8 protein-coding genes are annotated in these 13284 nt (G+C 51.3%); 3 read left to right on the top strand and 5 right to left on the bottom strand.

Going from position 1 to position 13284, the window contains the following annotated elements; translation table 11 throughout:
• Positions 1–38: 38 nt before the first annotated feature.
• From D3P09_RS27355 to D3P09_RS10320, 5 genes are all read right to left on the bottom strand, one after another.
• Positions 39–227: a hypothetical protein gene (locus D3P09_RS27355; RefSeq protein WP_133304988.1), complete on the bottom strand. Its 189-nt coding sequence runs from the start codon at positions 225–227 to the stop codon at positions 39–41.
• Between the two features lie 604 nt (positions 228–831).
• Positions 832–1290, bottom strand: coding sequence for a hypothetical protein (locus D3P09_RS10335; protein ID WP_120109545.1), 459 nt, complete (start codon positions 1288–1290; stop codon positions 832–834).
• Between the two features lie 91 nt (positions 1291–1381).
• Positions 1382–3211: an ABC transporter substrate-binding protein gene (locus D3P09_RS10330; protein ID WP_120109544.1), complete on the bottom strand. Its 1830-nt coding sequence runs from the start codon at positions 3209–3211 to the stop codon at positions 1382–1384.
• Between the two features lie 133 nt (positions 3212–3344).
• Positions 3345–4853: an ABC transporter permease gene (locus D3P09_RS10325; RefSeq protein WP_120109542.1), complete on the bottom strand. Its 1509-nt coding sequence runs from the start codon at positions 4851–4853 to the stop codon at positions 3345–3347.
• A gap of 14 nt (positions 4854–4867) precedes the next feature.
• Complete coding sequence (locus tag D3P09_RS10320; RefSeq protein ID WP_120109541.1) at positions 4868–6277, bottom strand: ABC transporter permease; 1410 nt, start codon at positions 6275–6277, stop codon at positions 4868–4870.
• A gap of 254 nt (positions 6278–6531) precedes the next feature.
• Here D3P09_RS10320 and D3P09_RS10315 point away from each other — a divergent pair, with 254 nt between their 5' ends.
• From D3P09_RS10315 to D3P09_RS10305, 3 genes are all read left to right on the top strand, one after another.
• Positions 6532–8268, top strand: coding sequence for an ABC transporter ATP-binding protein (locus tag D3P09_RS10315; RefSeq protein ID WP_243644057.1), 1737 nt, complete (start codon positions 6532–6534; stop codon positions 8266–8268).
• Positions 8269–9287: 1019 nt separating this feature from the next.
• Complete coding sequence (locus tag D3P09_RS10310; RefSeq protein WP_120109538.1) at positions 9288–11939, top strand: putative bifunctional diguanylate cyclase/phosphodiesterase; 2652 nt, start codon at positions 9288–9290, stop codon at positions 11937–11939.
• Complete coding sequence (locus D3P09_RS10305) at positions 11936–13270, top strand: ABC transporter substrate-binding protein (protein ID WP_120109536.1); 1335 nt, start codon at positions 11936–11938, stop codon at positions 13268–13270. Before D3P09_RS10310 ends, D3P09_RS10305 begins: the two co-directional genes overlap by 4 nt.
• Positions 13271–13284 lie beyond the last annotated feature (14 nt).

Below are 13284 nucleotides of genomic sequence, written 5' to 3'. Positions count from 1 at the left end.
CAACCGCCTGCAGGCAGGCGGTTGTTGGTCATTGTCTATTATGCGCTGGCGAGCGCTTCAGGCAGATAGAGCTCGTAATTTTTGTATGACACATAGCGCTGCACGCCCCTGCAGCCTTGCCAGGCCTGACGGGCATATGCGACTGCTTCTTCCCGATTGCCCTTGGCAAGCTCAAGCTCCGACAATAAGCTGTCTCTCATCCACGGCTTCGGGAGAGCTTCTATCAAATTGTAGGCTGCCTCCAGATTCCCCTCCATAATATGAACCGTTGCTTCATAATACGATCGATATTTTCCGGCTGGAAGGTCAGGAAGCACCTTTTTAAGGGCTTCGGTATTTTTTTGATGAGTAGCGCACATTGCGATGTACAAAGCTGTGCGTGCAGAGCTTTTAGATTTCGCGATCAGCTTTCCCAACAGGGCTTCGGCTTCATCAGTCCGGTTGTTGGCCATCAAATAACAGAGATGAAGGTTCGGATTTTTGTGATGCCGTATTAAAAATTTCTCCAGCCGGTCGATCCGGGTATCCCGCAGCAGAGAGTATAGGTATGGGAGAATAAAGGAACTGGCGAGCGCAATAATGATTAAGTACACATAAAGTATGGGAGTGCCGATTGACGTCAACCAGAATGAAAATAAAAAAATCAAAACATAAGCTATTAATCTGCGAGCAAATACTGAAATGGTACAACACTCCTTTTGATAGCATTTAAAGATTAGTATAGCACAGCAACCACAATATGGTTATCCCTGAAATGGAAAAACCGGACAGCTGCATTTGGCGCAGATTGTCCGGTTTTGTGTTTCAGCAAGGTATAGCAGACAGGGGGGATTAGCCTTGCGCAGGCACGATCTTGTACAGCTGCTTGCCTTCGGCTGCGGAAGCTCCATTATCCTGCAAGCTGAGCGTCCAGCCGAACGAAAGGACTGCATCCAGACGAGCGGCCTCTTCTTCAGACAAGGATGCGATGACCGCTTCGGCCCCAGGCTCCAGCACAAGCTCCGCTTCTTGGCCAAATACGATCAAGATCCAGCTGTGAATGCCGCGAATCGTATTGAATTTGATCTGATAACCGTCACGGACTGCCCCAGTGAAGGTAGTAGCTTGCTCAGAAGCGAGTGCGGCGAGTCCGGCATAATCAAATTTGAACTTGCTTTCATCCTGCGGCAGATTGCCGCTCTGCACGCGGCGGATCAATTCATCTTCAGACCAGCCTTGGGCCTTCAGCGATTCCAGCGAAAGCGCGTCCCATTGCGAAAGCTTCGTTTCCGGTTTCGTTCCTTTTCCCATGATTGTATCGCTCCTTTATTGGCGTATAGGAGAAAGAGACCTCTCCGCCACCAGAGGTGACGGATGCAGTCTCTTTCCGAATAAAAGTTTCTTATTTGCTTGCTTTGTAGGCGTTCAGATGCTCTTTCACTTTAGCTGCGTCGGCTTTCAGCTCAAGACCTGTGTTAACTAGCGGGCTTAGCGTCGATACGGCTTTGAACTTGTTGCCGCCGTAGTAAGCAAGGAACTCGTCTTGGTTGATGGAGTACAGCACGGCTTTTCTCAGATCCGCGCTCTCCGCTACCGGACGGTTCTTCGTGTTGAACAGCAGGTACGATACCGCGTTGCTTGGCAGTGTTTGAAGAGCCAGCTTGCTGTCGCCTTTTACGACATCGAATTTGGTCTCGCTGATGCCGTAGAACAAGTGAATCTCACCGCTGCGCAGTGCTGCCAGCGAGCTGTCAGCGTCTTTGATGAAGCGGATTTTAATGTTGTCGATTCTCGGCGCATGGTCTGTGCCAGTCATGTAAGCCGGGTTTTTCAGGAAGATCGCTTCGTAATCGTTTTTGTAGGACAGGATGTAAGGACCGCTTGTGTACAGCGTGTTGTTGTACTGGCTGCCTTCAGTTACCGTGTTTTGGTCGCCGTAAGGGATGTCCTTGTTCACATCGAATTTCTCTACATCATAAGTGTTGATGCTTTCAACTTGCTTCTTGGATACGATACCAGCCGATTGGTGTGCCAGATAGTTCAGAACTTGCGGGAACGGAACTGTCGTTGTCAGCTTCACAACTTGGTACTTGCCGTCTTTTGTGCTTGCTTGGTTCTTGTCAGCTACAAGTCCGGAGATCTTCGTTGGAAGGTCTTTCTCCAGAGCAGCCTTGACGCTGTCGCTGCCGCCGGATACGTTCACGCCTTCAAGTGCTGCAAGATCCGTTACCACTTCAACGTTCTTGATATGCTCGTGCAGCGTGTACGTACGGTGATCAGGTACAGAGTTTTTGTCTTTCGCACGGTTCAGTGCGAAGATAACATCGTCCGCGCCTACGCGCTCGCCTGTATCAACTGCTTTTTTGTCTTTGATCTGAGCGAAGTTGATGTCGTCGCGCAGAATGAAGTAGTAATCGGAATTGCCGTCGGCAATCGCATGGTTGTAGGACAGGGAACCAACTGATGTTACTTTGTCGTCGTCTGTCAGGTTAACTAGACGCACATACATGTTGGTATTGATAATATTGATGGAACCGTCGTTGCCTTTGATCGGGTCAAGCGACGTCAGCGTCGGCATCGTCGATTGGAGAATCAACGGGTCTGTCGCGCGCTTCGACGTATCTTTGAAGTCTACTTCTTCCCAAGGCAGAGAACGGGACTTCGAGATGCGTACAGAATCCAGGTTCAGCACATCCTGGTTCAAAGCTTGCGCTTTAAGCGAGCTGTACAGCGGAGCGATATAAGCGTTGTCGAAGACCAGCTTTTGATCGAAATCTTTGTAAGTCGCTTGGAACTCTTCAGGAGTCTGAGTCGAAGCTTTTTCGATCAGAGCGTCGATCTCGGAATCTGCCAGAATGCTGTAGTCGCCGCCAGTTTTGAACAGGGAGCGAACCGCGTAATCCGGGTTGCCGGTAACGGTAGTCCAACCGGACAGGGCGATATCGTAGTTGCCTGCGTCTTGCTGAGCTTTGAAGCTGCCGTAGTCAGCTTGCATATTCAGCTTGACGTTAAAGCCGTTTTTCGTCAATTGGTCGCGGACGATGTTCAGATCCGCTTCGTTCGAGCTCATGCCAAGCAGCTCGATCGTTACTGGAGTGCCGTCTACGACAGGCTCTCCGTCGGTTGGAGCCGGAGTTTCCTTAACGTCGTTCTTGGTGGACAGGGTGCAGCCGCTAAGCACAATCATCAGGCTGAGCAGCAGCAATAAAGCAAGTTTGCCGTTTTTCTTCATGGTATTCCCCTCCTGCAGTATATAAAAAATGTGTATGTTTAACTCACATTCATTCATCGTCCGGTCCTGTTTTCGAAACGTAGAAGTCGATGGAACATGAATGAGGTTACGAAAGGTAAGGCGGACCCGCTCTCTAGTCGAGCTTAGGGTCCAGCGCGTCACGCAAGCCGTCGCCAAGGAAGTTGAACGAAAGCACAAGCGCGATGATGGCAAGCCCCGGATAGATGGCGGTGAACGCATGCGTCTCCAGATAAGCGCTGCCCAGCTTCAAGATGTTGCCCCACTCCGGAATATGCGGCTCGACGCCAAGGCCTAGATAGCTAAGACTGCTGGTCGAGATGACCGCGGTGCCAATCGTAAGCGTAGACTTGACGATCATCGGCGCGAGAGAGTTCGGCACAATGTGCTTGAACAGAATGGTGCGGTCGCTTGAGCCGAAGGCGCGGGCAGCCTGTACATATTCCAGTGTCGATACAAGCAATACATTCGCTCTCATTGTACGGGCATAAGTCGGAATGGCGCCGACGCTGAGGGCAATGATCAGATTGACGGTGCTTGCGCCGAAAGCTGCGATAATAGCGATCGCCAGCAGGAAGCCGGGAATCGCATACAGGATATCAAGGGCGCGCATAATGATGTTGTCCGTCTGCCTGCCATAATAGCCGGAGATAGCGCCAAGCGCGCCTCCGATCACGACGGGAATAAGCGTAGACAGCAAGCCGACAATTAGCGAGATTCGGGCACCGAATACGATGCGCGAGAACAGGTCTCTGCCGAAGTTGTCCGTTCCAAGGGGCTGGACCAAGCTCGGCGGCTGAAGAATGCTGCTGTAATTGTTTTCGATCGCCAAGCCGTAATCGAAGGTCAGATAGCTGGTAATCGATATGGTAAGCAAAAACAAGATAAACATAAGTCCCAGCATAGAAGTTGAGCTTCTGGACAGCTTCTCGACTACTTCGCCCAGCTTGGAGCCGGAAGTATAGTCTTTGTCGCGCAGCTTGGAGAAGAGCAGCAATCCTAAACCAAGCGCGAACAGATTGCCTGATACGGCAGTGAGTATCAATAATAATGCGATTATACCCATCCAGCGGGGGAGCACATCCCGGTCGCCATACTTGGCGACCAGGAGCAGGCTGGCTAATTGAATGACAGCAGCTGCAATTAATAGGAGCATGCCGATAATAAAGTTGTCCGCTACATAAGGCTTAAATACATTCAGGGCCGATACGGCGAACACAAGCAGCGTCGTAATGAAAGCGTAGGCCGCGAGCGTATAGAAGGCGTTTTTCTTTCGCTTAACGAGCTGGAAGGCGGTTGCGGCTACGAACACGTTCGCCGACAGCAGACTGAGCATCAGCACGTAACCAATCGCCCTTGTCGAACGCTTGATTTCGCCCCCCTCCACCAAGTTTTTGCGAATGAGATACCATGTTGCAAATTGAAGCAAAGTAAAGAAAAAATAGACAATGCTCACGGCAAGGACGGCTGGCTTGAAGCTACCTTCGGCAGGCGAATAGCTATTCAGAAGAAATACGACAGCCAGTAGCAAAGAGACGATGCTGGCGAAGCTGGCCTGGCCGTATTCGGAGCTGGACTTCAGCTTGAACCGTATTTCTTGCTTGGTGATAGTTGTATTTGTCACGGTTAGCACCTGCTTTAGTATTGTTTCATCTTGGACCGGATTCTTGGATCAAAGAAAGCGTATAGCAGATCGACAATGACATTGACGATCGAAATCGTGATGGCGGTATAGACAACGCCGCCCATAATAGCAGGGATATCCGGAATAAATTGCTTATCGACAATGTAGCTTCCGATACCGCTGATGTTGAATACTTTCTCCGTTACTGCTGCGCCGCCGAGCATTGCCCCGAATTGAAGGCCAATTACCGTAATAATCGGAATCAAGGCGTTGCCGACAGCGTGCTTCCATAGCACATTCCTGCGGGCCAGACCTTTTGCCTTAGCGGTTGTAATGTAGTCTTCATGAATCACTTCAAGCGTAGAGGATCTGGTCATCCGGGCTACGGCGGCAGTAAGCCCCGTCCCCAGCACGACGATCGGCATAATGGCGGACAGCCAGTTGGCCGGATTGTACGTCGCAGGCAGCCAAGACAGCTTGATCGAGAAGTTCAGAATAAAGATCAGGCCCTGCCAGAAGTTCGGAATGGAAAGTCCGAGCAAAGCGATGAACATAAAGGTATAGTCGAAAAACGAATTCGGACGAGTCGCTGATATGATGCCGATCGGCAATGCGATCAGTACCGCAATCAAGGTGGAGATGACGGTCAGCGTCAGAGTGACAGGGAACTTGTTCGCAATGGCGGTTGATACAAGTTCATTGCCCGCGAACGACTTGCCCAGATCAAACGTTAGTATGCCCTTAATCGTATTCCATAATTGGGTGAGATAGGGCTGATCCAGTCCGTACAAATGATTGAAAGCCGCGATTTGTTCCGCCGTGGCCGTCTCGCCCAATATATTGGTCGCCGGATTCATCGGCGAAATGTACAGAATGGTGAATACGACGAACGCAACGCCGAATATGACGAAGACCGCCATGATCAGGCGTTCCATAATGTATTTCAGATAAGGATTGGCATACACGGCCATCAGCAGATACATCGGAAAACCGATGATGAGCGAGATTACAAAGAAAAGAGGCTGCTGTATGAGCTGCTGGAACGTGTCTCCGAAGGAATACTGCGTTCCATTATGGCTGCTGAGCTTGGCTTGCAGCCGTTCGTTCAGCTGATCTTCAAATTTCTGATCCGCGATTCGGGATGCTTCCGCCTCAATCTGCTTGTCGCTCACTGTATTGCCGAAGAAGCGATGCTTCCTTTGAAGCTGGTCCTTTGCCTCGGCCAGCACCTTGTCCCGGTAGCCGGACTGCAGCAATTCGTTTCTCGTATGATCAATCACACCGCGGTAACCCTGAGCGGATCTGCGATATTGATAGAAGATGTATACGATGACGGAAACGGGCGCTCCCGTTAGCAATAAGAGCAGCCTATAGGTCGGATGCAGTAACATTTTGCGGTAGACGGCAGCTATTCGTTCAGCCATTCCGCCCCCTGTTGTGGTGGCTTGCCCTATCAAGCAACTCCGCTCCTTTTTATCCAGGATTTTTTAATTGCATTATTCCGATCAATATAGTAGATTTTATTTTAAGGATTTCGAAAAGTCAACATCCTTATTATTGGTAAATACACAAGTTATATTATACATTATATAATAGGCAATAGAGAAGAATAACGATGGAATAGCAGTGATCGAAACCATTTATCGTAATGGAAAATCATAACAATGCGGGTGACAACATGAATATATTATTGAAAGTTAATGATTTATCCGTATCCTTCTATTCGCGCGACAAGGAAGTAGAGGCTGTGCGCAAAGTCAGCTTCGAAGTGAAGGAAGGAGAAACGCTGGGTATCGTAGGGGAGTCCGGAAGCGGGAAGAGCGTGACCGCCCGCACGATTATGCGATTGCTGCCTTCGCCGCCGTCCATGGTGAAGGGCGGAGAGGTATATTTCAAAGGACAGAATCTGGCCGACAAGTCGGATTCTGAGATGGAAGCCATCCGCGGCAGAGACATCGGCATGATCTTTCAAGACCCGATGTCCTCGCTTAATCCGACCATGAGAATCGGCAATCAAATTGAAGAGAGCCTGATCAAGCACCGCAAGCTTGGCAAGGCGGAGGCTCGCAAGGAAGCGGTCGAGATGCTGAAGCTGGTCGGCATTACGAATCCGGAGGCGCGCTACCACCAATATCCGCATGAGTTCTCCGGCGGCATGCGCCAGCGTGTGATGATTGCGATCGCTTTGGCGTGCAGACCGGCGCTTCTGATTGCCGATGAGCCCACGACAGCGCTGGACGTGACGATACAAGCCCAAATCCTTCAACAGATGAAGGATATCCAGAAACAGCTTGGCACATCCATTATATTGATCACGCATGACCTTGGCGTAGTGGCGGGCATGTGCGACCGTGTTGTCGTCATGAAGGAAGGCGAGATTGTTGAGACGGGCACCACGGAAGAGATCTTCTCGAATCCGCAGCATCCGTATACGCTCAGGCTGCTTAATGCGCTGCCAAGGCTCGATGAGAAGAAGAAGCCGAAGCCGGAGCCCGCTTACATCCGGCAGGAAGACGATGTGCCGATTTTGCAGGTGCGGTCGTTGAAGCAGCATTTTGACCTGGGCAAGGGCCAAATCGTGAAAGCCGTCAACAATATCAGCTTCGATATTCAGGCAGGAGAGACGCTTGGCGTCGTGGGTGAATCCGGCAGCGGCAAGTCTACGACGGGCAGAACGATTCTGCGCCTTCACGAGGCGACGGGGGGAGAGGTGCTCTTCCGCGGCATTCCGCTTCAGGGGCTGAACAAGCGGGAGATGAAGAAGATGAGGCGCCATATGGGAATCATCTTCCAGGACCCGTATGCCTCGCTTAATCCGAGGCTGCGCATCATCGATATAATTGGCGAAGCGCTGGACGTGCATGGCATGTCCATGGGCAAGGCGGAGCGGCAGAAGCGGGTGGAGGAACTGCTGGAGATGGTCGGTCTGAACGCATCCCATGCGCTTCGGTATCCGCATGAGTTCTCCGGCGGTCAGCGTCAGCGGATCGGCATTGCGCGCACGCTTGCGGTGGAGCCGGAATTCATTATTTGCGACGAGCCGCTCTCGGCGCTTGACGTCTCCATCCAGGCCCAGATCGTGAAGCTGCTGGAGGAGCTGCAGCAGCGGCTTGGACTCACCTATCTGTTTATTGCGCATGATCTGTCGATGGTGAAGCATATCAGCGACCGGGTAGCGGTCATGTACCGGGGCAAGATTGTAGAGCTGGCGGAGAGCGAGGAGCTGTACGCCAATCCGCTTCACGACTATACGAAGTCGCTGCTGTCCGCGATTCCTGTACCGGATCCGAAGGTGGAGTCGCAGAAGAAGCTCATCCTGAACACGGAAGCATCCAAAGCCGATCCATACGGACTGGACCGCTCCGAATTCGTGGAAGTGAAAAAGGGGCATTGGGTTGCAGTGGCTAATGGTTAATAATAGGCGGGCTGGTCTCTATAGCTAGATTGAGTTGCCTGGCAATGCGTCAAGCAGAGAGGGCGGAATGACGAATGTAGCGTTGTGTAGCGTCGTTAGAGGCTCCGAACGGCGCTAATAAGTCAAATAGCATCGCCACACACCGTTGCACGCTCCAAAAGCGCGAAATGACGAATGTAGCGTTGTGTAGCGGTGTTAGAGGCTGCGAACGGCGTTAATAAGTCAAATAGCATCGCCACACACCGTTACACGCTCCAAAAGCGCGAAATGACGAATGTAGCGTTATGTAGCGTCGTTAGAGGCTGCGAACGGTGCTAATAAGTCAAATAGCATCGCCACACATCGTTGCACGCTCCAAAAGCGCGAAATGACGAATATAGCGTTGTGTAGCGTCGTTAGAGGCTCCGAACGGCGCTAATAAGTCAAATAGCATCGCCACACACCGTTACACGCTCCAAAATCGCGAAATGACGAATGTAGCGTTGTGTAGCGTCGTTAGAGGCTGCGAACGGCGCTAATAAGTCAAATAGCATCGGCACACACCGTTACACGCTCCAAAATCGCGAAATGACGAATGTAGCGTTGTGTAACGTCGTTAGAGGCTGCGAATGGTGCTAATAAGTCAAATAGCATCGCCACACATCGTTGCACGCTCCAAAAGCGCGAAATGACGAATATAGCGTTGTGTAGCGTCGTTAGAGGCTCCGAACGGCGCTAATAAGTCAAATAGCATCGCCACACACCGTTGCACGCTCCAAAAGAGTGAATTTACGCGCCCAATAAATAGCTCCAGATCGCAGCCCGGTCTGGAGCTGTTTTTATGCGCGGCTGCGGCTAGACGGCAAGCTGCAATCTATCTTTCCAAGAGGGGAATCCCATACATGAAATAATAGAAAAATCTCCCTGTCCCTGATGATCGTAACCTATGTCTACTCTAGCGAATTATGGTATGATTTAGGAGAGAATTCTCTGGTGCTCATATGCTAGTGTAGGATTCGTTTCGAAAGGGCCGTGTTCATATGTTGAGACGTATAGACAGCTCCCGTACCAGACGCAGCACGCTGTTTATTGCAGGCATTATTATTATGGCATTGATCAGCGCCTCGGAGCAGCTTCAGTTGATTTATGGAATCACATTTGCTTTTACGAATATTATGCTTCTTCTGCTTATTCGTCTCTTCGGCCTTCGTATCGGCCTGGCCGCTGGCGCCGTCACCTACGCTTCAGCTGTGCTATTGTTCAACTCCCCCCTCTACATGCTTATCTTCCTGCTGGAAGCCTGCTGGATCGGTATATGGCAGCGCAGGAAACAGGTTCCCGTCCTGGTGCCCGGGATAGCCTTCTGGATCATTATGGGCACGCCGCTTACCTTGCTGGGCTGTTATTTGTCCGGACCCTTCTCTACGACAGAATTTATTCTTCTATTAGCCGTTACGGCTGCCAACGGCATGTTCAACGCGCTCATCTCAGAAATTCTGGTTGACTATCTTCCGCTTCGCAGATGGCTGAATCTCGATGTGGACAAGCATAAGCCGATTCCGTTCAGCCGGGCGTTGTTCCACTTGTCCATTACGATTGTGGCTTTGCCGTTCCTGGTCATTATGATCATCAGCGGCTGGAATTCCTATCATTCTTCTACGAACACCACTCTCCAGACTGTCAGCAATACCGCCTCCAGCATTTCGGACGAGCTCTCGCAGTGGAGCGATGAGGATATACTCGGTGTCCGGCTGCATAGTGTCATTCAGATCGGTTATTTGAACGAAATCATTAATCGGCATACCTCCCAGAAGCTGTTCGATATCACCATGAAGGGCGATAGGGAAAGGCTGCTCGCCACCACGTCGCTGAAGAAAGAAGATAACCAAAAGGTCGTGACCGTACAGCCGATCGCCGACAACTTTGGCATCGAGATGCCGCAGCAGCAAAGCGTCATGCTTATGCCCACGGAGCAATGGCGGGACGCCAATTACGTCTATCGGCTGCAGATGGAGCATATGCCGATCTCGATTGCTGTCAGCGTTCCGGTAGAGACATTCAAGGAACAGATTTTCCTGGAATACATCTATCATCTGCTCTATACGCTGGGAAGCGTGCTTGTGGCGGGCATATTGGCATACGGCATCAACCGCTGGCTGAGCCGCGGCTTGCGCCAGCTTGCAGGCTCTACGACGAACCTGCCGATCAAGCTGAAGACAGGCGTGCCGCTGGAGTGGCCCAATAGCGGAATTCTTGAGATTGACTCGCTTGTGCACAATTTCAAGGACATGTCCACCAATCTGTCATTAATGCTTCAGGATGCCGAGCGAATGAATCAGCAGCTTCGCAATTCGGAGGAACAGCTTCATTTGATGGCTTATTTTGATAACTTGACGGGCTTGCCGAACCGCCATCATTTCCAGCAGACGCTGGAGGCGATGCTGGCTGTATCCGGCAGCAGCGATCAGCGATTCGCCGTCATGTTCGTCGACCTGAATCGCTTCAAGCAAATTAATGACTCGCTTGGCCATGCGGCGGGCGACGTCCTGCTCCAGGCAGTGGCAGCCCGTTTCACGGGAATTGCCGAGGAGAATTGCCATGTATTCCGGCTTGGAGGGGACGAGTTTGTATTTGTGCTTCATTACGAGGATCCGGAATCGCCTGTTGAATTTGCTGAACGCATATGTGATTGCTTCAACCAGCCGTTCGAGCTCACGGAGTCGGTCGTCTACACGACGACCAGCGTCGGCATCAGCCTGTATCCGGAGAACGGGGCGACTATCGATGATATTGTGAAGAAAGCCGATATGGCGATGTATAAAGCCAAAGAGCAGGGCCGCAGCAGCTACCACTTCTTCGATCATGAGATGGAGCAATCCATGAACGACAAGATGCAGCTGGAGAACGGGATTCGGCGGGCGCTGGAGAACAAGCAGTTTTTTCTGGTATATCAGCCGAAGGTATGCCCCAATACAGGAGCGACAATCGGCTTCGAGGCTCTGGTGCGCTGGGAGCACCATGAGATCGGCTTGATTCCTCCGGCACGGTTTATCCCGCTGGCCGAAGCCTCGGGCATGATTCTGGATATTGACATGTGGGTGTTCCGGGAGGCATGCCGCCAGTCGAAAAAATGGCAGGAGCGGGGATTCCCATTGCTGCCGGTAGCGATTAATTTGTCTGCCAAGCACTTCGACCAGCGCAATTTGGTTGAGAACATCGTCGATATTTTGAGAGACACCCGGATTGATCCGCATCTGGTTGTGATTGAGATTACGGAGAGCGTCTTCATCCGCCAGATGGAGAGCGTAATTGAGATGCTGTCCGAGCTGCAGGCATTAGGCATCGAAATCTCCATAGACGACTTCGGCACGGGATATTCCTCCTTAAGCCAGCTCCAGAGGCTTCCGGTTTCAATCGTGAAGCTGGACCGCACATTTATTAAGGATGCGGAGCATGATGAACGCAAGTCGGCCGTCGTGCGGGCGGTCATCGAGCTTGCCCACAGCATGGGGCTGAGAGTCGTAGCGGAGGGGATCGAGACAGAGGAGGAAAGGACATTCTTCGCTGGACTGCATTGTGATGAGCTGCAAGGTTATTACTTTAGCAAACCGCTACGCAGCGAGCAATTCGAGCGTTACATCCGAAGCGAGATGCGCAGCTTACCTTTTCAAAGACGAGGTGCGGAAGCATGAGGAAGACACTATTGATGTTGGCGGTGTTCTTGATTGCGCTGACGGCTTGCGATCAGGCCGCTCTGACTCCAGAGGATAAGGAAGACCGCTTGAGGGCAACGCCCATCCATATGTCCAAGGACCCTGTAGAGCTGTTGTTCTGGTCCTATTACGGGGGATGGGAGCCGATTGTTGAGGCATTCCAGATGAAGTATCCGAATGTAACCGTACATGTGGAGACCTTTCCTAATGATATGTATGTTAATGCTTACCAGCAAGCCATGGCGGTTGGGAAAACGCCGGACGTAATGATCGTCGACAGCGAGCACTTCGGCCAGTTCAGCGCTATTACGGGCCTTGAAAACTTGCTTGAATTCGGAGCAGGGCAGTATGAAGACGATTTCAGCGAAAGCTTATGGAAGAGCAATCTGTCGTTCGATGGAAGCTCCTTGATCGGATTGCCGTCCGGGAGCTCGCCGATGGTTACCTATTATCGGGCGGATATTATGGAGGAGCATGGATTCCCTTCTGAGCCGGATGAGCTTGGCGCGTTCATGGAAAATCCGGACAATTGGCTCAAGATTGCACGTGAGCTGAAGGAAAGCAACAGCTATCTCGCATCCTGGCCGATGGATGTCATACAAATGTACGACAGCACGCAGCCGCTGTTCGTGGAGAATATGGAATTCGGCCGCAATACCGATGAGACCAGAAAGGCTATCGAAATTGCCAAAACGTTGTATAATGAAGGTCTAGTCTCCTCGACGGACATCTGGACGCAATTCGGCCATCAAGCGATTAAGAAGGGCAAGGTTGCCATGCTCTACATGGGAACATGGGCAGCTGACCAGATTGAGATATGGGCGCCGGAGACGGCAGGATTATGGAGGCAGACGCGATTGCCTTTCAACTTGTACGGTTGGGTCAATAGCTCTAGCTTCATGATTCCAGCATCCGCCAACAACAAACGTTGGGCCTATACGTTCATCGAATTTTGCGTGACGGAATGGAGCATGATGGCGCTCAAGAGCAACAGTGTCCCGTCGTATTACCCGGCAAGGGGGCAAGCTGAGCGCTTGAAGCGCAAGAATGACTTTTTTGGCGGGCAAAATCTGTATGCCTTGAATGAATCGCTGGCCAAACGGATGGAGGAGACTCCCGCGACTCCGATCGATCTGCCGGCTAAGTCGATATGGTCTAAAGTGATCAATCAAGGGATTGAGCGCGATCGAACGGCGGATGCGATTATTAAGGATGCGGAGAAAGAAATCCGGGGTGCGCTTGGCAAAGATATTAACATTCTTAAGGCGTATCTCGCGGAACAGAAGAAAAAAGAAGTTGCACTTCGGTAATTCCGGGAAAATAG

The organism is Paenibacillus pinisoli (assembly GCF_003605435.1).
Classification (GTDB): domain Bacteria; phylum Bacillota; class Bacilli; order Paenibacillales; family Paenibacillaceae; genus Pristimantibacillus; species Pristimantibacillus pinisoli.
This window is presented reverse-complemented; position numbering and strand designations above follow the sequence as displayed.

Bases quoted from the DNA above. Each gene is read 5' to 3' on its own strand.
- D3P09_RS10335 (WP_120109545.1), bottom strand. From the start codon at position 1,290: ATGGGAAAAGGAACGAAACCGGAAACGAAGCTTTCGCAATGGGACGCG.
- D3P09_RS10330 (WP_120109544.1), bottom strand. From the start codon at position 3,211: ATGAAGAAAAACGGCAAACTTGCTTTATTGCTGCTGCTCAGCCTGATG.
- D3P09_RS10320 (WP_120109541.1), bottom strand. From the start codon at position 6,277: ATGGCTGAACGAATAGCTGCCGTCTACCGCAAAATGTTACTGCATCCG.
- D3P09_RS10315 (WP_243644057.1), top strand. From the start codon at position 6,532: ATGAATATATTATTGAAAGTTAATGATTTATCCGTATCCTTCTATTCG.
- D3P09_RS10310 (WP_120109538.1), top strand. From the start codon at position 9,288: ATGTTGAGACGTATAGACAGCTCCCGTACCAGACGCAGCACGCTGTTT.
- D3P09_RS10305 (WP_120109536.1), top strand. From the start codon at position 11,936: ATGAGGAAGACACTATTGATGTTGGCGGTGTTCTTGATTGCGCTGACG.